The organism is Pseudomonas sp. SWI36, from assembly GCF_002948105.1.
In the GTDB taxonomy this organism is placed as follows: domain Bacteria; phylum Pseudomonadota; class Gammaproteobacteria; order Pseudomonadales; family Pseudomonadaceae; genus Aquipseudomonas; species Aquipseudomonas alloputida.
On sequence record NZ_CP026675.1, the window covers coordinates 5,509,677 to 5,532,326 of the forward strand.

Annotated in this window: 21 protein-coding genes; 13 read left to right on the forward strand and 8 right to left on the reverse strand. The window is 64.6% G+C overall.

From position 1 onward, the window contains the following. Positions 1 to 57 precede the first annotated feature (57 nt). The 5 genes from C4Q27_RS26255 to C4Q27_RS26280 form a co-directional block, all read right to left on the reverse strand. Complete coding sequence (locus C4Q27_RS26255) at positions 58 to 663, reverse strand: transcriptional regulator (RefSeq protein ID WP_104887618.1); 606 nt, start codon at positions 661 to 663, stop codon at positions 58 to 60. A gap of 226 nt (positions 664 to 889) precedes the next feature. Continuing rightward, positions 890 to 1,333, reverse strand: coding sequence for a heme-binding protein (locus tag C4Q27_RS26265; protein WP_104887619.1), 444 nt, complete (start codon positions 1,331 to 1,333; stop codon positions 890 to 892). A gap of 2 nt (positions 1,334 to 1,335) precedes the next feature. Beyond that, a complete protein-coding gene (locus C4Q27_RS26270; protein ID WP_104887620.1) occupies positions 1,336 to 2,679 on the reverse strand; it encodes an amidohydrolase family protein in 1,344 nt (447 codons plus the stop codon). A gap of 172 nt (positions 2,680 to 2,851) precedes the next feature. Further along, positions 2,852 to 4,009 (reverse strand): S9 family peptidase, encoded by a 1,158-nt coding sequence (locus C4Q27_RS26275; protein ID WP_104887621.1) that lies wholly within the window; start codon positions 4,007 to 4,009, stop codon positions 2,852 to 2,854. A 181-nt stretch (positions 4,010 to 4,190) separates the two neighbouring features. Then, on the reverse strand, positions 4,191 to 5,129 hold the full coding sequence (locus tag C4Q27_RS26280) for a LysR family transcriptional regulator (RefSeq protein WP_104887622.1): 939 nt from the start codon (positions 5,127 to 5,129) through the stop codon (positions 4,191 to 4,193). Positions 5,130 to 5,405: 276 nt separating this feature from the next. Here C4Q27_RS26280 and C4Q27_RS26285 point away from each other — a divergent pair, with 276 nt between their 5' ends. The 13 genes from C4Q27_RS26285 to C4Q27_RS26340 all read left to right on the forward strand — a co-directional run bounded on the left by C4Q27_RS26285 (position 5,406) and on the right by C4Q27_RS26340 (position 19,380). After that, positions 5,406 to 6,347, forward strand: coding sequence for a VOC family protein (locus C4Q27_RS26285; protein ID WP_104887623.1), 942 nt, complete (start codon positions 5,406 to 5,408; stop codon positions 6,345 to 6,347). Positions 6,348 to 6,350: 3 nt separating this feature from the next. Continuing rightward, complete coding sequence (locus C4Q27_RS26290; RefSeq protein ID WP_104887624.1) at positions 6,351 to 6,698, forward strand: Rieske 2Fe-2S domain-containing protein; 348 nt, start codon at positions 6,351 to 6,353, stop codon at positions 6,696 to 6,698. Positions 6,699 to 6,837: 139 nt separating this feature from the next. Further along, positions 6,838 to 7,962, forward strand: coding sequence for an FAD-dependent oxidoreductase (locus tag C4Q27_RS26295; protein WP_010954084.1), 1,125 nt, complete (start codon positions 6,838 to 6,840; stop codon positions 7,960 to 7,962). 86 nt (positions 7,963 to 8,048) lie between these two features. After that, positions 8,049 to 9,719 carry a DUF1302 domain-containing protein gene (locus C4Q27_RS26300; protein ID WP_064491994.1) on the forward strand — a complete coding sequence of 557 codons (1,671 nt, stop codon included), beginning with the start codon at positions 8,049 to 8,051 and terminating at the stop codon, positions 9,717 to 9,719. A 14-nt stretch (positions 9,720 to 9,733) separates the two neighbouring features. After that, positions 9,734 to 11,101, forward strand: coding sequence for a DUF1329 domain-containing protein (locus tag C4Q27_RS26305; RefSeq protein WP_020191682.1), 1,368 nt, complete (start codon positions 9,734 to 9,736; stop codon positions 11,099 to 11,101). Positions 11,102 to 11,155: 54 nt separating this feature from the next. Further along, positions 11,156 to 12,217: a YCF48-related protein gene (locus tag C4Q27_RS26310; RefSeq protein WP_064491996.1), complete on the forward strand. Its 1,062-nt coding sequence runs from the start codon at positions 11,156 to 11,158 to the stop codon at positions 12,215 to 12,217. 3 nt (positions 12,218 to 12,220) lie between these two features. Further along, positions 12,221 to 14,710 (forward strand): RND family transporter, encoded by a 2,490-nt coding sequence (locus C4Q27_RS26315; protein WP_064491997.1) that lies wholly within the window; start codon positions 12,221 to 12,223, stop codon positions 14,708 to 14,710. Next, positions 14,700 to 15,890 (forward strand): MFS transporter, encoded by a 1,191-nt coding sequence (locus C4Q27_RS26320; protein ID WP_064491998.1) that lies wholly within the window; start codon positions 14,700 to 14,702, stop codon positions 15,888 to 15,890. The genes C4Q27_RS26315 and C4Q27_RS26320 overlap by 11 nt, the downstream gene beginning before the upstream one ends. After that, on the forward strand, positions 15,887 to 16,051 hold the full coding sequence (locus C4Q27_RS29490) for a hypothetical protein (protein ID WP_019438618.1): 165 nt from the start codon (positions 15,887 to 15,889) through the stop codon (positions 16,049 to 16,051). Before C4Q27_RS26320 ends, C4Q27_RS29490 begins: the two co-directional genes overlap by 4 nt. 11 nt (positions 16,052 to 16,062) lie before the next feature. Further along, the gene (locus C4Q27_RS26325; protein WP_104887625.1) at positions 16,063 to 16,635 is read left to right on the forward strand and encodes a cupin domain-containing protein; all 573 of its coding nucleotides are present in this window, start codon (positions 16,063 to 16,065) and stop codon (positions 16,633 to 16,635) included. Continuing rightward, positions 16,632 to 17,624, forward strand: coding sequence for a fumarylacetoacetate hydrolase family protein (locus C4Q27_RS26330; RefSeq protein WP_104887626.1), 993 nt, complete (start codon positions 16,632 to 16,634; stop codon positions 17,622 to 17,624). The genes C4Q27_RS26325 and C4Q27_RS26330 overlap by 4 nt, the downstream gene beginning before the upstream one ends. Continuing rightward, positions 17,615 to 18,601, forward strand: coding sequence for an NAD-dependent epimerase/dehydratase family protein (locus C4Q27_RS26335; RefSeq protein WP_064492001.1), 987 nt, complete (start codon positions 17,615 to 17,617; stop codon positions 18,599 to 18,601). The genes C4Q27_RS26330 and C4Q27_RS26335 overlap by 10 nt, the downstream gene beginning before the upstream one ends. Beyond that, positions 18,598 to 19,380: a cyclase family protein gene (locus C4Q27_RS26340; protein ID WP_104887627.1), complete on the forward strand. Its 783-nt coding sequence runs from the start codon at positions 18,598 to 18,600 to the stop codon at positions 19,378 to 19,380. Before C4Q27_RS26335 ends, C4Q27_RS26340 begins: the two co-directional genes overlap by 4 nt. Positions 19,381 to 19,459: 79 nt before the next feature. On the opposite strand, the gene C4Q27_RS26345 is transcribed toward C4Q27_RS26340, so the two are convergent. Genes C4Q27_RS26345 through C4Q27_RS26355 form a run of 3 tightly spaced genes read right to left on the reverse strand, consistent with a single transcriptional unit; the run spans position 19,460 to position 22,598 of the window. After that, entirely contained in the window at positions 19,460 to 20,404 is a 945-nt protein-coding gene (locus C4Q27_RS26345) for a PDR/VanB family oxidoreductase (RefSeq protein ID WP_104887628.1), read from the reverse strand. Beyond that, the gene (locus C4Q27_RS26350; RefSeq protein ID WP_064492004.1) at positions 20,401 to 21,831 is read right to left on the reverse strand and encodes an amidohydrolase family protein; all 1,431 of its coding nucleotides are present in this window, start codon (positions 21,829 to 21,831) and stop codon (positions 20,401 to 20,403) included. The genes C4Q27_RS26345 and C4Q27_RS26350 overlap by 4 nt, the downstream gene beginning before the upstream one ends. A gap of 38 nt (positions 21,832 to 21,869) precedes the next feature. Continuing rightward, positions 21,870 to 22,598, reverse strand: coding sequence for an ABC transporter permease (locus tag C4Q27_RS26355; protein WP_014862030.1), 729 nt, complete (start codon positions 22,596 to 22,598; stop codon positions 21,870 to 21,872). Between the last annotated feature and the right edge of the window lie 52 nt (positions 22,599 to 22,650).

The window sequence follows — 22,650 nt, forward strand, 5'->3', positions numbered from 1 at the left end:
CATAGAATAATATTCCACCAACAGCAAGAGCGTGTGCCTACAGCCAGGCAATACCGCCTAGGCCCTGACTTCCTTCAGGTATTTGTACACGGTGGCCCGCCCCATGCTGAGGACGTTGGCAACGTAATCGGCGCCGCTGCGCCCCTCGAATGCACCCTCGGCGTGTAAGGCCAGTACGAGGTTGCGCTTGTCTTTCATCTTCAAGGTCTGCAGCGACAGGTTATGCGCTTGCAGCCACGCTTGCAGGAAGGTGTTGATGCGCTCCTGCCAATCGTTGCGGAACAACGCATCCGGTTGCGGCTCCAGCCGACTCATCTGGAAGAACGCATCCAATGCCACACGCGCCTGTTCCAGCACCGACACGTTCAGATTGATGCACATCAGATACTCGGCTTCGCCTTGCGGATTATGCAGCACAGTGCTGATCGAGCGGACCTTCTGACCGTTCCAGTTGAGCTTCTCGTAGGGACCAAGGTTGGTACCCTTCAAAAGGTCACCCAGTTCTGAACCGAGTGCTGAATCATCGCCGAGCTTGCGATGTGAGAAATTATTGGCGATATGAACGATTGTCTGGCCGCGTATCTCATGAATGACGACTTCCGCGTGGGGGTACAGCAGCAGGGCAATGCTTTCAGCGATTGCCTGGTAATTTTCCAGTGTCATGCATTAGCCAATGATCTGTTGAAGAATGCCTATGGTGGCCCTGGAGAATACTGGGCACAAGACGGATCTTTACCGGGTCGGGATCAAGTCCTGGCTGCGAGCCGCTCGCCTCGGCCATTACTGCGTCAGCAGCATCCCAGGTCCTCCAGTGGCATCCGCAGCAGGGGAGCGACCTCGCCTTGGCCTGGCTCCGCCAATTGCTGGTGGAGCAGGCCAAGGCGTTGGCTCAGGGCTGAAGATCGCCGCTGTCGCCGATCAGCCCTAGCGCTTCGATAGCCAGCAGCGCGCACCGCTCATCGTTGTCCGAGGTATCGCCACTGACGCCGATGGCGCCCAGCAGGCGGCCTTCTGCATCGCGCAGAAGAACGCCGCCGGCGACCGGAATCACCTCGCCACCGGTGAGGCTGTTGATGGCATCGAAGAAGCCCGGCATGGTCTGGGCGCGGCGCGCCAGTTCGCGGCCGCCGAAGCCCAGGCCCAGGCAGCCGCGGGCCTTGCCGGTGGCGATCTGCGGGCGCAGGAAGCTGGCCTGCTCATCGCGCAGCACCGCCAACGGGTGGCCGGCGTTGTCGAGCACCGCTGCGGCCATAGGCTTGAGGTTCAAAGCGCGTGCCTGGTGCAGGGTCGCGACGGCCAGTTGCACTGCCAGTTCGAAGTTGAGCGTTGTCATGTTCACAGGCTCCATTTGCCGAGTTCGGACACGCGGTCGCGGGTGTAGAGGTCGGTCCATTTCAGCGAATTGAAGTCCGACACCTGCTTGGGGTTGTAGGCGGTGCGTTGCAGCCGTACCGGCTCGCCGGCCTTGTACACCGCCTGCAGCCGAGCGCGGTCTTGAAGGATGCGGATGTCGTCCAGGGGCGAACCGTCGAGCACCAGCAGGTCGGCCTGTTTGCCCGGTTCCAGGGTGCCGAGCGTCTCGCCGCGCGGCATCAAGCGTGCGCCGACATGGGTTGCGGCGAATAATGCTTCGGCCGGGGTGAAGTCCAGGTGCCGTACCAGCAGCTCCAGTTCACGAGCGTGCCATTCGCCATAGGGTGTCACAGCAAAGCCGCTGTCGCTGCCGCAGGCGAAGGGTACGCCGGCGGCCTTGGCGCGCTTGAGTACCGGCGCGCCGAGCTCGAGGGTCCGGGCGCAGTAGGCGGCGTAGCCGGTGCTGTTCGCGGGGTCATGGGGCTGGCAGAAGTCCACGGTGTTTTGCGGGAAGGTCATGGTCGGAGCGAGCACGCTGCCAGCCTCAAGCAGCGCTTCGATGCAGGCGTCATCCATGTAGAAGGCGTGGAACACCAGGTCGACGCCAGCCTTGGCCGCGTACATCACCGCTTCTCGGCCATAGGCGTGGGTAGCCACACGGCAGCCGAGGCGATGAGCTTCGTAGACCATCTCACGGGTCTCGTCGGCGGTGAAAGCGGCGATGATTTCGCCGTTGGGGCGACGGTGGGTGCCGTCCATGGCAATCTTGATCAGGTCCACGCCGTCCTTGGCCTGCTTGCGGATCTGGGCAATGGCATCGTCACGGCTGGTGACCAGCGCGGCGGTGAAGTACTCAGGGGCGCCGACGCGGCTGGGGAACCAGTCGTTCAGGCTCTGTCGATTGGTGATCACTCGACTGCTTGCAGCGATACGGGGGCCTTCGAACAGTCCGGCGTTGACCGTATTGCGCACGGCAATGCTGAGTTGGCCACTGTCGCCAGGGCAGACCATGGACGTCACGCCGGCAGCCAGAACGTGCTGAGCGAAGAACAGCCCCCGCAGGGCGCGAAACTCGTCGCTGGTCCAGATGTCGATGTCTTCCTCGCTCTGGGCATTGCCAAACGCCAGGTGGGTGTGCACGTCCACCAGCCCGGGCATGACGAACTGGCCGTGGGCTTCACGGTCGCCGGGTTGCGGACGGGGTGCCTCGGCGGATGGCCCGACATGGCGGATCACGCCGCCTTCGATGATCAATGTCTGTCGTTGGCGGGTGTGCAGGCCAGTACCGTCGAACAGGGTAGAGCAGTGCAGGTGCAGGGCACTCATTGGTGAGCTCTCTCATCGTGAGGGTGGTGCAAGGCTAGGCCGTGGTGACTGCCCAGCACCAACAGATGCTATTGATGGCCAGGTATCGATGGCATCGATACCTGGCGCTCTCTGGCGCAGAAACGAGAACGGCGCCAATCGGCGCCGTCGGAGCCAGGGCCGGCAGCGCCGATCAGGCCGTGTGGCCGCCAAGGGTTTCGGCGATCCAGTCGGCGATGTAGTGCCCGGCATTGATGCTGTTGTCGAAGCTCGAATGCTGCACGCCACCTTCACGGTCAGTGAAAATCTTCAGTTCGCGTTTCGGGCTGTTGACCAGTTGTTCGTAGGTGCGGTGTGCCCATTTGAGCGGGATCTGCGAGTCTTTCTCGCCGTGGGTGACCAGGAACGGTACGCGGATACGGTCGAGGACACCGTCGAGGTGTACGTTTTCGGCGATGCGCATGAAGTCGTCCAGGTCCTTCGCCCCCCAGACCCATTGCACGTGCGCCCAGTAGTGCGGCACCGGGAAGTTGCCTTCCTTCTCCAGGCGACGCTTCTGCACGTCGCGCCAGTCGTGGTTGGCGCCCCACACCACGCCGCAAGCAAAGCGCGGTTCGAACGCCACTGCGCGCGGACAGTAGTAGCCGCCCAGGGAAACGCCTTCCAGGCCGATGCGCCTGGCATCGACATCAGGGCGGGTTTCCAGCCAGTCCACTATGCGGCTGGCCCAGTGTTCGCTGTCATGGCGTGCCGTCATGCCGTGGAGGCGAAGCGCTTCGCCGGTGCCAGGCTGGTCGACAATCAGCGACGACACGCCTCGCCTGGCCAGCCAGGCAGGCAGGCCGACGCGGTATTTCATTTCCTTGGTCGAATCCAGCCCGTTGACTTGCACCAGCAGCGGTGCCGGGCCACTCACGCCTTCTGCGCGCACCAGCAGTCCCGAGAGGTGCTTGCCTTCATACGGGATCTCTACGCGCTCACAGTTCTCCTTGGCCAAATCGATGCCGCGGGCGAAGGTTTCGAGGAAGCGCTGATACAAGGCTGCACGACCCGGCGCGCCGTGGGCCTGCAAGCGTTCGCAGGTGAGGTAGTAGGTGGCCGCGCGGTTGTATTTTTCGCCGGCGGACAAGCGTCGGCCGGCGGTTTCGTCTTCTTCGGCCAAGCCGCACAGCTTGTCGGCCATGGTCGACCATATTTCCCGGAAGGCCTGGGTGCCGGCGGCGTCGGGCTGTTTGGCGGCTTCCTGCAGCGGTGCGCACATTTCCTCGATTTCACCCATGCGGGCACCCATTTCGATGGCCAGGTCCACCGAGAGGTTCCAGACGTAATTGGTGGGGAAGTAACGGAACATTCTTGTTGTCCTTCTGCGGTCGTGGAGTCCGGCGCCCACTTGAGCGACAGGCAGGCAGGGCGCGGTTTGAAGGCAAGGTACGCAGGCAGGGCAGGGTGGGGCCAATCGTGATCAGGGATGCGAGGTATCGCGAAACGCGATGCCCCAGCACCGTTGCGGTGTCTGGGGCGATGGCCGCCGCTCAGGCGGTGGCGCGCAGAGCATCTGGCTGCGTGCTGGCGCACTGAATGACATCGCTGATGCGCTCGCGCAGCCATCTGTGCATGGGGTCGCCGTCCATGCTGCGGTGCCACAGCATGAATTCGCGCATAACCGGGATCTTCACTGGCGGTGGCAACAGGCGCAGCGGCAGGTAGCCGGCATAGAGTTCGGCCAGTCGGCGGTGCATGGTAGCGATCCGCACGGTGCCCACCAACAACTGGGGCAGGGTGTTGAAGTCGTTGGTGATGACTTCCAGCCGCCGATTGAAGCCGTACTGGTTCATGAACCAGTCCTCGATGCTCAAGTGGCGGTTGCGGCCAAAGCCCACCGAAATGTGGCCCATCTGCATGTACTGCTCAAGTGTCAGATGCTCGCCCACCTCGGGGTTGTCGCGCCACACCACGCAGACATGATCTTCCTCGAACAGCAGCTGCGCCGGATGGCCTTCGATGAGGTAGCGCTCGGGCACGATCATCATGTCGACCTCGCCTCGCATCAGCAATTCGGCGCTACTGTCGCCTGGGCCGATCATCTCGAAGGTAATGTGCGGCGCCTCCTGATGGATTTTCTGGATGACCTGAGCGAATACCACACTGATCAGGTAGTCCGAGGTCACCAGGCGGAAGTGTCGCTTGCTGGCGGCCGGATCGAACACCGGCTTGGCCGTTATCGAGGCGCGAATGGTCAGTAGCACCTCGCGTACCGGTTTGGCCAGTTCCAGAGCATAGGGGGTGGGCTGCATCTTGCGGCCGACCTGCACCAGCAACTCATCCTCGAAAAACGTTCGCAAACGCCCCAGCACCCCACTGGTGGCCGATTGAGTCATGTGCAGGCGCTCGGCAGCGCGTGTGATGTTTTGCTCCTCGAGCAGGATGTCCAGGGCAACCAGCAGGTTCAAGTCCAGGTGGTGAAAGCGCATGGTGATAGCTCTCGGTTCTTGTAGTTATTTTCGCGATACCTTCCCGCTGCATTGCCGATACGTCAAGACCTTCAAGCCACGATACCGAGCCAACGCCACAGCACATGGGCTTTGGCCCAGGTATCGCGATTGTCGATGCCTCGCATTCTGACTCGCGATTGGTCACGCCACCCCGCCACCGAGCAACCTGCACGCCAGTCGTACGGCCGATGTGCCGCCGCGACCCACTACCGGTGACCTGCCTCGCCGAATAACAATTTCAATGGAGTGGTAGCCATGAATATTCTTGGTCTCGACGCGCTGGTGTTTGGCGTCGACGATATCCAGGCCTGTGCCGATTGCCTGCGTGACTATGGCCTCGATGCCGTTCAGCTGGACGGCGACGGCGGCCGTTTCGAGGCGCTGGACGGCACCTCGATCATTATCCGCCGCGGCGACGACCCTGGCCTGCCGCCAGCGCTGGGGCCGGCTCCATCGCTGCGCGAGACCGTTTACGGCGTCGCGTCGAGCACCGATCTGGCGGCCATCGCCGACGAGCTGGGCCGTGATCGCGAAGTGCGGCGCGACGCCAGCGGCGCGTTGCACACCTTCGACGACCTGGGCTTTGCCATTGCCTTCCAGGTGACCTGCCGTCGCCCCTTCGACGCGCCGGCCGACCTTACCAACGCCCCCGGTAGCGCACCGCAGCGCCCGATCAACCAGCTCGGCATTGCCCCGGACATGTCGGCGTTGCCGCGCACCTTGTCCCACGTGGTGTACTTCGTACCCGATGCGGCCAAGGGCGAAGCGTTCTACCGCGATCGCCTGGGCTTCGTCACCACCGACAGCTTCATCGGCGTCGGCCCGTTCATGCGCACCGCCGCCATGGATGATCACCACTGCCTGTTCATGATCCAGACCCCACCCCACATGCAGGGTTGCGAGCACTTCACCTTCCATATGGGCAGCGGCACCGAGGTCCTGCTGGCCGGTACGCGTTTCCAGCAGCAAGGCTGGACCAGCTTCTGGGGCCCGGGCCGACACCTGCTGGGTTCCAACTGGTTCTGGTACTTCAACAGCCCGCTGGGCTGCCACATCGAGTACGACGCCGACATGGACAAGCACGATGACGCATGGGCGGCGCGTCAGGCGCCGATGTCGGCCGACAACTCGCAGCTGTTCCTGTTCGCCTCGCGGGAGAAATGGGCACCCAGCGGCCCGCCTGCGAAGCAGGGTTGAAACATGGCGTGGGTGGAGCTGTGCCGGCTCGATGAGCTGGGCGAGGGTCACGCGCGCGGTTTCGACCCACAGGGCAGGGGCGCGGACAGCCTGTTCGCCCTGCGGTACCTGGGCCAGGTACGCGTCTACCGCAACCTGTGCCCGCATTTGATGGTGCCCCTGGAGTACCGCAAGAACCGCTTTTTGAGCGCCGATGGCCATTGGATCGTCTGCTACGCCCACGGCGCGCGCTTCACGCCCGAAGACGGTACTTGCGTTCACGGCCCCTGCCGAGGCGAAGCCTTGGAGGCACTCGATCACAAGGAAGCGGACGGCTGGCTGCTATTGCCGCTGGAGCAGCTCGATCGCTGACCTATCGCGCCGCGCGATAGGTCGCATCCCGCGACGCGATTGGTCATGGACCGGCGCAGGCGGGAAGCTGTGCATAGGCACAGGAAACGGCCGCCCCGCATGACGGGGCGCACAACAAGAACAAAACGTGAGACATGCCATGAATACTGTGAACAACGTGTTGATCGTGGGCGGCGGAATTGGCGGGCTGTGTGCCGCCATCGCCTTGCGCCGCAAGGGCATCGCCGTCGATCTGGTCGAGCTGAAAACCGAGTGGACCGTCTACGGCGTCGGCATCATTCAACAGAGCAATGTGGTGCGCGAGATGCACCGGCTGGGCCTGCTCGAAGCCTACCTTGATGCGGCCTACGCCTTCGAGGACGTGGCCATCTATACCACCGAAGGGCAGCAACTGGCGCGCATCCCTGGCCAGCGCCTGGCCGGTCCGCAGTATCCGGCCAATGTGGGTATCTCGCGCCGCGCCCTGCACAAGGTGTTGAGCGAAACTGCCATCGAACTGGGCACCCAGGTGCGCCTGGGCACCTCGGTGGAAAGCTTCGAGCAAGACGACAGCGCAGTGGACGTGTTGTTCACCGATGGCAGCCAGGGGCGCTACGGTCTCATGGTCGGCGCCGACGGGTTGTTCTCGAAAGTCCGCAGCGTGCTGTTCGGTGATCGTTATCAGCCGCGTTTCACCGGGCAGTCGGTGTGGCGCTACAACTTCCCGCGTGCGGCAGGTATCGACCACCTTGCCAACTACCAAGGGCCCTCTGGCAACGCGGGGCTGGTTCCGCTGGCCGATGACCTGATGTACCTCTTCACCACCTCCCACGAGCCGGGTAACCCCTGGATGGAACCGGCTGCTTTGGCTGATGGCCTTCGCCAGCGCCTGGCCGGTTTCGGCGGGCTGATCGGCGAATTGCGCGAGCAGATCGTCGACAACGCCGGGGTCGTTTACAAGCCGCTTGAAGCGGTGTTTGTCGACGAACCCTGGTACTGCGGTCGAGTGCTGCTGATCGGCGATGCCGCCCATGCCACCACGCCACACCTGGGGCAGGGGGCAGGCATGGCCATTGAGGACGCCGTGGTGCTCGCCGAGGAGCTCACCGCGGGTGGCAGCCTCGACGCGCAATTGCAGCGGTTCATGGGCCGACGTTTCGAGCGCTGCAAGTTCATCAGCGAAATGTCCCTGCTGGCAGGTGTGAAGGAGATCCAGCGCGATCCCTCCTTCGACCGCATCGGCCTGGTCAAGCGCATGCTGGAGGTCACCGCGCAGCCGATCTGACTCCCCGTACCCGGTACGCCCTGCCTTGTCGGCGCGCCGGCCCTATGCCAACACCGACGCACAATAAAAAGAAAGAGGAAACCCCGATGTTGACTCGCAAAGGTGCATTCACACGGCCGTTACCGGCGCTCAAGCCCCTCAGCCTGGCGCTTGTCGCGCTGGCCGCAAGCCAGGCGCAGGCCTTCGAATTCGATACCGGCAACCCCGACCTGCGGGTGCGCTGGGACAATACGCTGAAATACAGCGCCGCCTGGCGTACACAGGACGCGAGCAGCAAGCTCACCGAAGGGCAGACCGCGCTGAACCTGGACGATGGTGACCGCAACTTCGACAAAGGCCTGATCTCCAACCGCCTCGACCTGCTGTCGGAACTGGACATTACTTACAACAACGTCGGCGCACGGGTCAGCGGCGCGGCCTGGTACGACGATGTCTACAACCAAGGGACTGACAACAACGACCCTGGCCGTGCCAACAGTTATTCGGTCGACTACGACGCGTTCACCGACGACACGCGCAAGCTGCATGGACGCAAGGGCGAGCTGCTCGACGCCTTTATCTTCGGCAAGACCGAGATCGGCGACATGCCGCTGTCCGGCCGTTTGGGTCAATACGCCATGCAGTGGGGCGAGAGCCTGTTCTTTGGCATGAACGGCATTGCTGGTGGCATGGCTCCGGTGGACGTGGTCAAGGGGCTGTCGGTACCCAACACGCAGTTCAAGGAACTGATCCGTCCGGTACAGCAGATTTCCGGACAACTCCAACTGACGCCGGATGTGTCGGTGGGGGCCTACTACCAGTTCGAGTGGGAGGCCAACCGCCTGCCGGCAGCGGGTAGCTATTTCTCCACAGACGACTTCTTCGGCGATGGCGCCGAGCGCATGTTCGTCGGCGCGCCGGTGTTCCCCGGTGGCCAACCTCTGGCGTTCTTCCACGGCAACGACAAGCAAGCCAAGGACTCAGGGCAGGGCGGCATGCAGGTGCGCTGGCGCACCGAGACGGTCGACTGGGGCCTGTACGCCATCCGCTTCCACGACAAGTCGCCGCAACTCAACGTACGCCCGAACTTCGCCAACCTCGACCCGGTCAGCGGCAAGGCCGGCGAGTTCTACTGGGTGTATCCCGAGGGTATCGAGGCGTTCGGTGCGAGCTTCTCCACCACCGTTGGCAACTTCAACCTCGCCGGTGAGTTGTCAACCCGCTGGAACCAGCCGTTGGCCTCGACCAACCAGCATGCGTTGGCCGTGGGCGAGGCGATCGACAATGACGATAACCCGGTTTACGCCACCGGCCGCACGCTGCACGCCAACGTCTCCTGGCTTGCCAGCCTGGAGCCGAACTTCATCGCTGCCGAGTCGAGCTTCCTCGGCGAAATCGCCTGGAACCGGGTGATGAGCGTGAGCAAGAACGCCGATGCCGTTGACCCTAACGCCGACCGTGACGCCACCAGCCTGCGCCTGGTGTTCGAACCGATGTACCGGCAGATCTTACCGGGGCTCGACCTGTCGGTGCCGATCGGCGCGAGCTACACCAACGGCGCGTCGATGGCGCTGGGCACCGGTTTTGGCACCGATCATGGCGGTGACCTGAACATCGGCCTGAAAGGCAACTACCTCAACACCTGGAGTTTGGGCCTGACCTACACGCACTACTACGGCCCGGAGAACACCTTCCTCGACGCCGATAACCACTACACCTTCGAACAGTCGCTCAAAGACCGCGACTTCATCGCCTTCACTGTCAGCCGCACCTTCTGACCGAGGACCACCCGATGAAACACAATAATAAAGTCGTTTCCCTGCTCACTGCCCTGAGTGCCTCGCTGCTATTGGCCCACGGCGCCGTTGCCGCAGTGCCCGCCGAGCAGGCGGCCATGCTCAAGACCAGCCTGACCCCGCTCGGTGGCGAGCGGGCCGGCAACGCGGATGGCAGCATTCCTGCCTGGACCGGTGGCTACATCCAGGCCGACCCGGCCTACAAGGAAGGCGGCAAGCGTGGCGATCCGTTCGCCAGCGACAAGCGGCTGTTGAGCATCACCGCGCAGAACATGGCGCAGTATGCCGACAAGCTGACGCCGGGCATCCAGGCGATGCTGAAGAAGTACCCGGACAGCTATCGTCTCGACGTCTACCCGACGCGCCGCAGCGCTGCCGCTCCGCAGTCGGTGTACGACGCTACCCTCGCCAACGCCACCAGCGGCAAGCTGGTGGACGGCCCCGCCGGCCCCATGCCCGAAGGCGCATCCGGCGGCATCCCGTTCCCGATCCCGGCCAATGGCGTGGAAGCCATGTGGAACCACCTGCTGCGTTGGCGGGGTGCGTCCTGGCACGCCAGCTTCAATCAGTACCTGACCACCGCCGACGGCAAGCACGTGCTCACCAATGACTCGCGGGCCGATTTGCAGATGCCCTGGTACCTGCCCGGTGGTAGTGGCGACAAGGGTGTGTTCTGGTCCATCCGCATGACCAACGACGGCCCGCCCCTGCGTGCCGGGGAGGCCATTACCGGCCTGGAGAACCTCAACGCCGACAAAGCTGCGGTCTGGACCTACCTGCCTGGTCAGCGCCGTGTGCGTCGCCTGCCCAACGCCTGCTGCGACACGCCGACCCCGGCCACCGCCGGCGTCATGAGCTTCGATGAGCTGTACGTGTTCAACGGTCGTCTCGACCGCTTCGACTGGAAGCTGGTGGGCAAGAAGGAGATGTACATCCCCTACAACGCCAACAAGGTGTTCACCGCCAGCAACGCCGAGGCGCTGCTGGCCCCCCATCACCTGAACCCCGACTCCATCCGCTGGGAGCTGCACCGTGTGTGGGTGGTGGAGGCGACGCTGAAGAATGGCCAGCGCCATGTGATGCCGCGTAGCACCTACTACCTCGACGAAGACACCTGGGCTGCCGTGCTGGGCGAGCGCTATGACGCCCGCAACCAGTTGGCCAAGGTGGTCTGGACCTCGCCGGTGGTGCTGCCTGACCTGCCGGGCGTGGTGACCTTGACCAACGGCTTCTACGACCTGCTCTCCGGTGCCTGGTTCGCCGGTGACCTGTTCGCAGGCAAGAACGAACAGTACCGCATCGTGCCGCCCTACAAGGACTCGGTGTTCACCGCCGACGCCATGGCCGGCGAGGGCGTGCGCTGAGCAGGCGCGCTGCGCAGGTGCTGTACCGACTCTAAGAACAAAAGGTTGCGTGCGATGAACAAGATGCTCTACGGCTGGCTGCTGGCAGCCTGTTGCGGGCTGCCGCCGGCGTTCGCCGGTGACAGCGTGGATGTGCTCGCGCAGCCCGCGCTGCACGGCCCCCAGGCCCTGCGTGCGGTATTGCAGGATGTGGCCCGGGCCGATGCACGCCTGGTCGCGGTGGGTGAACGTGGCGTGGTACTGCTGTCCGATGACAATGGTGCCACCTGGCGCCAGGCCACTGCCGTGCCGGTGAGTGTCAGCCTGACCGCCGTGCAGTTCATCGACGCCCGCAACGGCTGGGCGGTCGGCCATGCCGGCGTGGTCTTGCACAGCCAGGACGGTGGTGAGCACTGGAGCGTGCAGCTCGACGGCAAGCGCGCCGCCGCCCTGGAGGTGCAGGCAGCCGAGGCGGCCGCAGACGAGCGTCGCTTGGCGGCGGCGCAACGGCTGCTGGCTGACGGCGCGGACAAGCCGTTGTTGGCCCTGAATTTCACCGATGCCCGCAACGGCCTGGTCGTGGGTGCCTACGGGGTGGCCATGCGCACCGCCGACGGCGGGCGCAGCTGGCAGTCGGAGATCGGCCGACTGCCGAACGGGCGTGGACTGCACCTGTATGCCCTGGCGCGCCAAGGCAACCAGGTGTATGTCGCCGGCGAGCAGGGCCTGCTGCTTCGCTCGCGTGATGGCGGTGAGCATTACGAGGCGCTGCACGGGCCCTACGATGGCAGCTACTTCGCCGCCACCGTGTTGCCCGATGGCCGTCTGCTGCTCGGCGGCCTGCGCGGTTCGCTGTTCGCCTCTGACGACGGTGGCGACAGTTTCCAGGCGCTAGCCAACCCGATTCCGGCATCGATCAACGGCCTGCGTGTCGCCGATGGCCAGTTGTTGCTCGCCAACCAGGCAGGGATGCTCCTGCGCAGCGGCCTCGGCGCCTTTGCCGCCCAGCCCGTGGCGGTCTCCGATGGCCTGCCACTGACCGCCGCTACTGCCGCCGCCGATGGCTCCATCGTCGCCGTCGGCATGGCCGGTGCGCGCCGCCTGGAACCTTCCTCTCTTTCCACCACGACGGACTGAACCATGCACGTCATGAATTCATCTGCGCCTTCCAGCGGCCATCTCGACGACTTCGACAGCGCGTCCGGCTCGCTGCTGGAACGTGCGCTCTTCAACCACCGTGTGCTGGTGTTGCTGCTGTGCCTGGCGGCGACCTTGCTGCTCGGCTGGCAGGCCTCGCGCCTGACCCTCAATGCCAGCTTCGAGAAGATGATCCCGCGCGATCATCCGTTCATCCACAACTACCTGGAGCACCGTCAGGAACTCGCCGGCCTGGGCAACGCGGTGCGCATCGCCGTGGCCAATCCGCGCGGTAGCATCTACGACAAGGACTACCTGCACAGCCTGCAGCAGCTCAACGATGCGGTATACCTGCTGCCTGGCGTCGACCGTGCGGCGATGAAGTCGCTGTGGACGCCGTCCACCCGCTGGACCGGAGTCACCGAGGAGGGCCTGGAAGGTGGCCCGGTGGTGCCCGACGGCTACGATGGCGCTGCCGCTAGCCTGGAAGCGCTCAAGCGCAACGTGGAACGCTCCAACGAGATTGGTCAACTTGTGGCCTTCGACCAGCGTTCGAGCATTGTCTACGTGCCGCTGCTGGAGAAGACCCCGGACGGCCAGGCCCTCGACTACACGGCCTTCGCCCATGAGCTGGAAACCCTGCGCGAGCGCTTCCAGGCGCAGGGGGTGGAGATCCACATCACCGGTTTCGCCAAGGTCGTCGGCGACCTCATGGACGGCCTGCGGCAGATCCTGCTGTTCTTTGCCGCCGCCATTGCCATCACCGCCGCCGTGCTGTACTGGTACACCCGCTGTGTGCGCAGCACCGCGCTGGTGGTGGTGTGTTCGCTGGTGGCAGTGATCTGGCAGCTCGGCCTGCTGCCGCTGATGGGTTACGAGCTCGACCCGTATTCGGTGCTGGTACCGTTCCTGGTGTTCGCCATTGGCATGAGCCATGGCGCCCAGAAAATGAACGGCATCATGCAGGACATCGGCCGCGGTATGCATCGCCTTGTGGCAGCGCGGTTCACCTTCCGCCGGTTATTTCTGGCCGGGCTCACCGCGCTGCTCTGCGATGCGGTCGGTTTTGCCGTGCTCATGATCATTCAGATACAGGTGATCCAGGACCTGGCCGTCATCGCCAGCCTGGGCGTGGCGGTGCTGATCTTCACCAACCTGATTCTGCTGCCGGTGCTGCTCTCCTACGTGGGCGTCAGTGCCCGTGCGGCACGGCGCAGCCTGCGCGCCGAAGAGGCCGAGGCCAGCGGGGCGGGCAAGCATGCGGTGTGGCGCTTCCTCGATCTGTTCACCCGCCGACGCTGGGCGGCGGCGTGCATCGCCGTCGCTGCGCTGATGGCTGCCGGGGGCTACGCCGTGAGCCTGCACCTGAAGGTAGGCGACCTCGACGCCGGCGCTCCCGAGCTGCGCGCCGATTCGCGCTACAACCGCGACAATGCCTTCGTCACCCGGCACTACGGCGCCAGCAGCGATGTGTTCGCGGTGATGGTGCGCACCGCCCCCGGTGGCTGTTCGGCCTACGGCACCTTGAAACACGTGGATGACCTGGACTGGCAACTGCGTGGCCTGCAGGGCGTGGACTCGACAAACTCGTTGGCGCTGCTCAACCGCCGGGTGCTGGTCGGCCTCTCCGAAGGCAGCCCGAAGTGGTATGACCTGGTCAACAACCAGGCGACCCTGAACATGGTCACCGCCGGTGCCCCGCGCGGGCTGTACAACGACGACTGCAGCCTGCTGACGCTCTATGCCTACCTGACCGATCACAAGGCCGACACCCTGGCGCGGGTGGTCGACAGCGTCCAGGCGTTTGCCCAGGCCAACGACAGCGAGCAGGCCAGCTTCCTCATGGCTGCCGGCAGTGCAGGCATCGAGGCTGCCACCAACCAGGTGGTCAAGCAGGCCAACCGCGACATGCTCTGGTGGGTCTACGGCGCGGTGATCGTGCTCTGCCTGGTGACCTTCCGCTCCTGGCGCGCGGTGCTCTGCGCGGTGCTGCCGCTGGTACTCACCTCGATCCTCTGCGAAGCGCTGATGGTGGCGCTGGGTATTGGCGTGAAGGTGGCGACCCTGCCGGTGATCGCCCTTGGGGTCGGCATCGGCGTGGACTACGCGCTGTATGTGATGAGCATAGTGCTGGCCCAGCTGCGCCAAGGCGCGAGCCTGTCCCAGGCGTATTACCGCGCGCTGCTGTTCACCGGCAAGGTGGTCATGCTCACCGGTATCACCCTGGCCATCGGCGTTGGTACCTGGATCTTCTCGCCGATCAAGTTCCAGGCCGACATGGGCGTGCTGCTGGCATTCATGTTCGTCTGGAACATGGTCGGTGCATTGATCCTGCTGCCGGCGTTGGCCTACTTCCTGTTGCCGCACCGCAAGGCCTGTACCGAGCAGCTGGCATTGCCGGCGCATGAGCACACAAGGCGCGAGCGCAGTAGCGGGATGCTGGAGCAGGGCGCCAGTTTTCGCCCGCTGGAGGAGGTGAGCCATGGCCGCTGAACGCACCGCCGGAAGCGCCCAGGCTGCCTTGTTGCTGTTCGGCAGTTGCCTGCCCGTCCTGGGGGCGGTGCTCATCGCACCGGTGCTACCCCGCATGCACGCGCATTTTGCCGAGACGCCGGGCGTGGCCGTGCTGGTGCCGGTGGCCCTGACGTTGCCGGCACTGGTCATAGCCTTGTTGGCGCCGCTGGCCGGGGTGTTGGCAGACCGAGTGGGGCGGCGAGCACTGCTGCTGGCGAGCATGTTGCTCTACAGCCTGTGCGGTTTGTTGCCGTTGTGGCTGGACTCGCTGGTGCTGATTGTCGCCAGCCGCGCCGGCATCGGCTTGGCCGAAGCCGGCATCATGACCTGTTGCACCACGCTGATGGGTGACTACTTCGACGGCCAGCGCCGGGCGCGGTTGTTCGCTTTGCAGATGGTGGTCACCTCATTGGCGGCGGCGTTGTTCATGGGCTTGGGCGGTGCGCTGGGGGAAAGCGACTGGCGGACACCGTTCACCCTCTATGCGGTGGGTGCGCTGTGCCTGCCCTTGATGGCCCTGCTGTTGTGGGAGCCGCGTGCCTGCCAGACCGCCAGCGAAGCCACCGTCGATTCGCGTTTTCCATGGGCGGCCCTGACGCCGTTATACCTGCTCACCGTGCTGGCTGGCGTCAGCCTGTTCATCGTCCCGGTGCAGGCCGGTTACGTGCTGCAGTTACTGCACATAGATGCGCCCCGTCAGGTCGGCCTGGCCATGGGCGCCAACCAGCTCGGCGTGTTGGCCGGTGCACTGGCTTTTCGCTTACTGGCGCGCTTGCCGGCTGGGCGGTTGCTGGCCTTGGGCTTTGCCACGGCGGGGCTCGGTGGCGGCCTGATGGCGCTGGCCAGCAGCCATGCGCCAGTGGTGCTGGCGGTGCTGATCAACGGCCTGGGTGTTGGGCTGTTGCTGCCGACGCTGATCACCCTGGTGATGCAGCAGGTTGGCTTCGATCAGCGCGGCCGTGCCACGGGTGGGTTCACTTCGGCGATTTTCGCGGGTGAGTTCGTCAGTCCATTGATCGTCCTGGCATTGACCGCTGGTGTGGCTACGCAACTGCCGCATGCACTGCTGCTGGTCGCCATCGGACAACTGCTGCTGGCGCCTGTGTGCCTGTCCTTGATGCGCCACCGGCGTGCGGTGACGGTGGCAGGTGCACGATGAACGAAATTTTCCTTGGCGGGCGAGCCGGTGCCAGTCGCTCTCTGCGCAGCGCCATGTGGCTGACCAGCACGCGCCTACCGGCCATGGCTGAAGGCGCAGCGTTCATCAGCGAACAGAATCTTATTGTCGACGGTGGCTCGACCATCGGCGACGGCAATTGAAAGGAGACAGCATGCAATCGCTTCCTGCATTCAAACGTGTAGTCACCGGCCACGATGCCGAGGGCCAGGCGGTCGTCGCCAGTTGCGGCCCGACACCGAACAACTTCCCACTCAAGGCGGTGCCTGGCACCCTGTTCTACGAAGTCTGGAACAGTGTCGGCAGCCCGGCGACACTGGACAACGGCGATGATCCGACAGCGCAGCCGCTGCAATTGAGCCCCGGCCCGCTGGGCAGCGTGATTCGCGTGGTGGACATACCGCCCGACAGCGTGCAGAACCAGGTCAGTGCCGAAGATGCAGCCGCTGCCTTCGCCGAGATCGGCGAGGCGAGTGCCGGCACGGGCAAAGCCGATTCGAAGCACAAGCTGATGCACCGCACCGAAACCCTGGACTACGGCATCGTTACCGAGGGCGAGGTCTGGCTGGTGCTGGACGATGGCGAAGTCCACCTCAAACGAGGCGACATCGTGGTCCAGCGCGGTACCAACCATGCCTGGAGCAACCGCAGCGAACAGATGGCCCGGATGGTCTTCATCCTGCTCGATGGGCGTTATGCCGAGACGCTCAAGGAGCTGCTGCCATGAAGCTCGCCACGTTCGACGACGGCAGCCGCGATGGTCGCCTGCTGGTGGTGGCCCGTGACCTCGGGCATGCGGTCGATGCCAGCGACATCGCCACCAGCTTGCAGGTCGCGCTGGAAAACTGGCCCCAGGTCGAAGCCCGCTTGCAGGCGCTGTATCAGCAGCTCAACGACGATGCGGTTGCGGGTGCCTTCGCGCTCGACCTCGCTCGACTGGCTGCGCCCCTGCCGCGTGCCAGCCAGTGGCTGGATGGCTCGTGCTTCCTCAGCCATGGCGCGTTGATGCAGAAGGCCTTCAACCTGGACCCGATCGAAGGCGTCGAGCACACCCCACTGATTTACCAGGGTGCCAGCGATGACTTTCTCGGGCCACTCGCGGACATACCCTTGCCCAGCGAGGCCCACGGCATCGACTTCGAGGGCGAGTTCGCGGTGTTGCTCGATGACGTACCCATGGGATGCCCGGCGGAGCAGGCCTTGCAGCATGTTCGCCTGATCCTGCAACTCAACGATGTCAGCCTGCGGGCCTTGGCACCGCGGGAAATGAAGACCGGCTTCGGCTTTCTCCAGGCCAAGCCCGCCAGCAGTTTCGCGCCCGTCGCGGTCACCCCGGACGAACTCGGCGAGGCCTGGCGCGACGGCCGGGTGCACTTGCCGCTGCACGTGCACTGGAATGGCGAGTGGTTCGGCCATCCCCATGGCGGCGCCATGCACTTCGGTTTCCACCAGTTGATTGCCCATGCGGCGCTGACGCGACGCTTGAGTGCGGGCACGCTACTGGGCTCCGGCACCGTGTCCAACGACGAGCGCAGCGTGGGCTCGGCGTGCATCGCCGAGCGCCGCGCCATCGAAACCATCGCCTGCGGTGCGCCGCGCACGGCCTTCATGCGCTTTGGCGACCGGGTGCGCATGGAGGCTCGCGGGCCCGAGGGCGAGGTGCTGTTCGGGGCCATTGACCAGCGCGTGGTGCGGGGAGGCTGGCCATGCGAGTGATGGTCACCGGCGCCAATGGCTTCGTCGGGCGCCAGTTGGTGCAGCGCCTGCTGGACCTGGGCGAGCTGCGCGGGCGGCGAATCGAGGCATTGCTGGTGCTGGATCAGGCACTGGATGGCCTGCCCGAAGACGCGCGCCTGCGTCGTCATCACGGTAGCGTCACCGACGCGGCCTTGCTGCGTCGGGTGCTGGCTGACGGTGTCGATGTAGTCTTCCATCTCGTCAGCGTACCTGGCGGCGCTGCCGAGGCGCAGTACGAACGGGGTTACCAGGTAAACCTGCAAGCAAGCCTGGAGCTGCTCGACCAACTGCGTAATCCCCTCTGTCCACCGGTGCTGGTGTACGCCAGCAGCGTCGCGGTGTACGGCGGCAAGTTGCCGACGCGCATGGACGAAGGCCAGCCAGCGTCGCCGCAACTGTCCTATGCGGCGCACAAACGCATGGTGGAGATCGCGTTGCAAGACCTTGCCCGGCGTGGCGAGGTTGACGGCCGCGCCTTGCGTTTGCCCGGTATCGTTGCTCGCCCGCGCGAGCCGAATGGTCTGCGCTCGGCGTTCATGAGCGACCTATTGCACGCCTATGTGGCCGGGGAGGCCTACACCTGCCCGGTGTCACCCGAAGCGAGCGCCTGGTGGATGTCGGCCCGTTGTTGCGTGGACAACCTGCTGCACGCCGCCGAGCTGGAAGCGCCGGGCAGCCAGCGGGTCTGGCAACTGCCTGTGTTGCATTTGACCATCGCCCAGGTGCTGACCGGGCTGGCGGCTGTTGTTGGCGAGGCCAACCGTGAGCGCATCGCCTTCGCCCCCGATCCCCAGCTCGAAAGCCTGTTTGGCCGCTACCCACCGTTGCGTACCTCGTTCGCCCGCGAACTGGGCTTCTGCCACGACGGTTCAGTGGCCGGTCTGCTGCGTAATGCCCTCGACTTGCCGCCGCGCCACACCCGTCGCGCGGCCATCCGCAAAGGAATCCTCGTATGAGCTTGAACACACGTCGCTTGCTGGACCTGTCTGTCACCCTGGACAACAACCCTTACACTGATCCGCCACCTTTGCTGCCGAAGATCGATTATATGGATCATCAGCAGGGTTGGCCGGAGATGGCCGCGATGTTTCCCGGGCTGCGCAAGGAGGACCTGCCGGGCGACGAGTCCTGGGCGGCAGAGCGCCTGCAGATCACCACTCACAGCGGTACTCACATGGACGCGCCCTGGCACTACGCATCCACCACCGACGGTGGCAAGCCGGCCTTCGGCATCGACGAACTGCCGCTGGAGTGGTGCCTGCAGCCGGGGGTGAAGCTGGATTTTCGTCATTTGCCGGATGGCCACGTGGTCACTGCGGCCCAGGTAGAGGCCGAGCTTGCGCGTATTGGGCATGATCTGCAGCCGCTGGACATCGTGCTTGTGAACACCCGCGCGGGCAGCTTGTTCGGCCAGCCTGGCTATCTCGAAGCAGGAGTGGGGATGGGCCGCGAGGCGACGTTGTACCTGCTGGAGCGCGGGGTGAGGGTGGTCGGTACCGATGCCTGGAGTTGGGATGCGCCATTCAAGTTCACCCGCGAACGCTTCAGTGAAACGGGCGACGCCTCGATCATTTGGGAGGGCCATAAGGCCGGGCGTGATATCGGCTATGGGCAGATGGAGAAGCTGGCCAATCTGGAGCAGCTACCGGCGGATGGGTTTCTGATAAGTTGCTTCCCTTACAAGATCCGGCATGCCTCAGCCGGCTTCGTCCGGGCGGTAGCGATCTTCGATTAGGGACAAAGCCATGGGCCGCGAGGAGGGGACGTGCGCAGCTGCCGTCAGCCGTTGGCCGTCGGGCAGCTGCGGGCGATGGTCAAATGTCCAGCACCAACCGGGCGCTGTGGCAGCCCGATACGCAGGGCGTTATCCATTCTCCGCTGTTGCGCTGGGCATCGCTGAGGTACTCGTCGCGGTGATCAGGCGCCCCCTCGATGACCCGGCTGACACAGGCGCCGCAGATACCCATTCCACATGACACGGGTAGCTCCACGCCCGCCCGCGATGCCGCCTGTACCAAACTTTCGCCCGGTTGCACCTCGACCTGGAGACGACTGCGCTGTAGCACCAGCGTGCAGTGACGCTCGACGTGCAAGGTGGGCTCTGTGGCCTGGAAATGTTCGCGGTGAAGCGCCGTGGTTGGCCAGCCGCTTGCCAGCGCGACCTGTTCGACACACGCCATGAAACCGGCAGGGCCACAGCAATAGAGGCTTGCGCTGCCGTCCCAGGCCGGCAGGTGTTCCTCCAGGTACCCGGCGATCATCGGGGCGCGCAAGCCTGCATGAACCTCGGTATTCGCATCGAGGTACTGGATAAAAGGCACCTGTTTGGCATCGCGGGTGAAAAACAGCAAGCGCACCGACCGACCTTGCGCTTGGCATTGCCGGTACATGGCGAGCAGTGGCGTGATTCCTATGCCTGCGGCCACCAAGACGACCTGTCCTGTGCCAGGTTGCAGGCTAAAGAGATTACGCGGCAGGCCCACCTCCACCCGGGCACCCAGCCGCAGGTGCTCGTGCAGCCATTGCGAGCCGCCGCGGGAGGCTTTTTCGCGCTTGATGCCCAGGTATACATGACCGTCCTCGGGCAGGCTGACCACTGAGTATTGGCGTACCACGCCATTGCCCAGGCGCAGGTCCACATGAGCACCGGGTGCCCAGTCGAAGGGCAGGGAAGCTGGACCCGGCGGGGCCAGTTCGACACCCAGCACGTCTTCGGCTTCGAGGCGCAGGGCCCGCACCTGCAGAGGTGTCCAGCTCATGCGCGTACCCCCGCGGCCTGTTGCAGATGAAGTACAGCCTGGCGTGCCTGGCTGCCCAATTCGGCGAGGTCCAGGCCAGGAATCGCATCGTTTTCCACGCTCAGGCGGCCGCCTACCAGCAATGCCCGCAGCGTCGGACGGCCACCGCCTACCACTGGCGCGATACCCAGATCGTGCAGACCGAAGTAGCGGGGTTGATCGAGGCGGTAGATCGCCAGGTCCGCCGCCATGCCGACCTGCAGCGTGCCGATGGCGTCCAGGCCCAGCACCTGGGCGCCACCTGCTGTGCCCCAGCGCACAACGTCCTCCACGCTGGTGACATGGGCACCACCCTCCAGATCGCCGCCAGCATGGCGGGCCATGGCGCGTTCGCCAGCCTTGGCCCTTTGCATCAGCCAGGCGGCGTGGGTTTCGCTGATCATGTCGCAGGCTTCGTTGGAGGCAGCGCCATCCACGCCGATCGAGACCGACATGCCTGCGGCCTCCATGGCAACGATATCTGCGATACCACTGCCAAGCCGGCCATTGCTTTGTGGGCAGTGGGCGATGCCGGTGCCGGTGGCGCCCAGCAGCTGGATTTCTTCGGCGCTCAGCTTGACCAGGTGCGCGAACCACACGTCCGGCCCGAGCCATTCCTGCTCCGCGCAGAACACCACGGGCGAGAGGCGGTGGCGATCATGGACTTCGTTCTGGTACTCCACGGTTTCGCTCAAATGGCTGTGCAGGCGGATGCCCAGGCGGCGTGCGGCGCGGGCGGTCTCGCGCAGGTGCTCGGGCGGCATGGAGTAGGGCGGGCTGGTCGGTGCCATTACCACACGGCGCCAGGCATCGTCGGCGGGATCATGGTAGACCTGTACCAAGCGCTGAACATCGTCCAGGTACTGCGTGAGGGTCTCAGGTCCGGCTGTCGCGGGGCCTTCAGCCTGACGTACCTGGGTTGCGCCGCCCCGGCAAAGGACGAAGCGCAGCCCCAGGCGCTTGGCCTCTTCGAAGAGGATCTGTGCGCTGTCGAAGGCCATGCCTGGCAAGTACAGGTAATGATGGTCGGCCACCGTGCTGCAGCCGGAGCGGGCCAGCTCCACCAGCCCGACCCGTGCGGCCAAGCGGAAACTGTGCTCATCGAACAGCCCGCGATAGCGATAGGGCACGGCCCCCAACCAGGCACCAAGGCTCTGGTCGATGCCAGCGGGAATGCCCTTGAGCAAGGACTGGAACAGATGATGATGGGTGTTCACCCAGCCTGGATACACCACGCAATCGGTGGCATCGAGCACTTGCTCACCGGGTAACGGTTGCAGCGAGCCCAGGGCAGCGATACGCCCTTGGGTGATGCGGATGTCCGGCCCCACATGGCGCGCGGCGCCGCCACGCAGGCCAGTGAGGATGGCGCTGGCGTTACGGATCAGCCAGCTGTTGGTGTGTTTCATGTTCGTCTCCATAGGCAGTACGGCGTTTCGCATGGAACTCAGCCCAGCTCGCTTTCGTGCCAGTGGCGCAGGCTCAAACGAGCCAGCAAAGCCATCAGGCTGAACAGCGCCACGCCGGTCAGGGCGATCAACACCAGGGCGGCGAATAGGCGGGGGATGTTGAGCTGGAATCCCGCTTGCAGGATCTGATACGCCAGGCCCGCGCCCGTGCCACCCGTACCGGCGACGAACTCGGCCACCACCGCGCCGATCAATGCCAAGCCGCTGGCGATGCGCAGGCCAGCGAAAAAGCACGGTAAGGCGCTGGGAATGCGCAGGCGCAACAGCACTTGCCAGCGGCTGGCGCGGTTCAGGTGGAACAGGTTGAGCAGGCCAGGGTTGACGCTGCGCAGGCCCAGGACGGTGTTGGCGATGATCGGGAAGATCGCCACCAGCGTGGCGCAGATCACCAACGCCAAGGTCGTGTCGCTGCACCAGATGATGATCAACGGCGCGATGGCCACCACCGGCGTTACCTGCAGCAGGATCGCGTAGGGAAACAGACTGGCCTCCACGACGCGGCTCTGCACGAACACGAACGCCGCCAGCGTGCCGATGACCACGGCGAGGGCGAATGACAGGAAAGTGATCTTCAGGGTCATCCACAGTGCCCCCAGCAGCATCGGGCCATCGGCGACCAGGGTGCGGCCGATATCGGCTGGTGACGGTACCAGGTACACCGGGACTTTCCAGGCGATGCATGCCAGTTGCCAGACGCCGAGCAGCAAGGCGCCAACCAGTAATGGTGAAACGATGCGTAGTACAGAAGGGTGGCGTAGC

Coding starts and splice junctions, on each gene's coding strand:
- C4Q27_RS26255 (WP_104887618.1), bottom strand. CDS start 663: ATGACACTGGAAAATTACCAGGCAATCGCTGAAAGCATTGCCCTGCTG.
- C4Q27_RS26265 (WP_104887619.1), bottom strand. CDS start 1,333: ATGACAACGCTCAACTTCGAACTGGCAGTGCAACTGGCCGTCGCGACC.
- C4Q27_RS26270 (WP_104887620.1), bottom strand. CDS start 2,679: ATGAGTGCCCTGCACCTGCACTGCTCTACCCTGTTCGACGGTACTGGC.
- C4Q27_RS26275 (WP_104887621.1), bottom strand. CDS start 4,009: ATGTTCCGTTACTTCCCCACCAATTACGTCTGGAACCTCTCGGTGGAC.
- C4Q27_RS26280 (WP_104887622.1), bottom strand. CDS start 5,129: ATGCGCTTTCACCACCTGGACTTGAACCTGCTGGTTGCCCTGGACATC.
- C4Q27_RS26285 (WP_104887623.1), top strand. CDS start 5,406: ATGAATATTCTTGGTCTCGACGCGCTGGTGTTTGGCGTCGACGATATC.
- C4Q27_RS26290 (WP_104887624.1), top strand. CDS start 6,351: ATGGCGTGGGTGGAGCTGTGCCGGCTCGATGAGCTGGGCGAGGGTCAC.
- C4Q27_RS26295 (WP_010954084.1), top strand. CDS start 6,838: ATGAATACTGTGAACAACGTGTTGATCGTGGGCGGCGGAATTGGCGGG.
- C4Q27_RS26300 (WP_064491994.1), top strand. CDS start 8,049: ATGTTGACTCGCAAAGGTGCATTCACACGGCCGTTACCGGCGCTCAAG.
- C4Q27_RS26305 (WP_020191682.1), top strand. CDS start 9,734: ATGAAACACAATAATAAAGTCGTTTCCCTGCTCACTGCCCTGAGTGCC.
- C4Q27_RS26310 (WP_064491996.1), top strand. CDS start 11,156: ATGAACAAGATGCTCTACGGCTGGCTGCTGGCAGCCTGTTGCGGGCTG.
- C4Q27_RS26315 (WP_064491997.1), top strand. CDS start 12,221: ATGCACGTCATGAATTCATCTGCGCCTTCCAGCGGCCATCTCGACGAC.
- C4Q27_RS26320 (WP_064491998.1), top strand. CDS start 14,700: ATGGCCGCTGAACGCACCGCCGGAAGCGCCCAGGCTGCCTTGTTGCTG.
- C4Q27_RS29490 (WP_019438618.1), top strand. CDS start 15,887: ATGAACGAAATTTTCCTTGGCGGGCGAGCCGGTGCCAGTCGCTCTCTG.
- C4Q27_RS26325 (WP_104887625.1), top strand. CDS start 16,063: ATGCAATCGCTTCCTGCATTCAAACGTGTAGTCACCGGCCACGATGCC.
- C4Q27_RS26330 (WP_104887626.1), top strand. CDS start 16,632: ATGAAGCTCGCCACGTTCGACGACGGCAGCCGCGATGGTCGCCTGCTG.
- C4Q27_RS26335 (WP_064492001.1), top strand. CDS start 17,615: ATGCGAGTGATGGTCACCGGCGCCAATGGCTTCGTCGGGCGCCAGTTG.
- C4Q27_RS26340 (WP_104887627.1), top strand. CDS start 18,598: ATGAGCTTGAACACACGTCGCTTGCTGGACCTGTCTGTCACCCTGGAC.
- C4Q27_RS26345 (WP_104887628.1), bottom strand. CDS start 20,404: ATGAGCTGGACACCTCTGCAGGTGCGGGCCCTGCGCCTCGAAGCCGAA.
- C4Q27_RS26350 (WP_064492004.1), bottom strand. CDS start 21,831: ATGAAACACACCAACAGCTGGCTGATCCGTAACGCCAGCGCCATCCTC.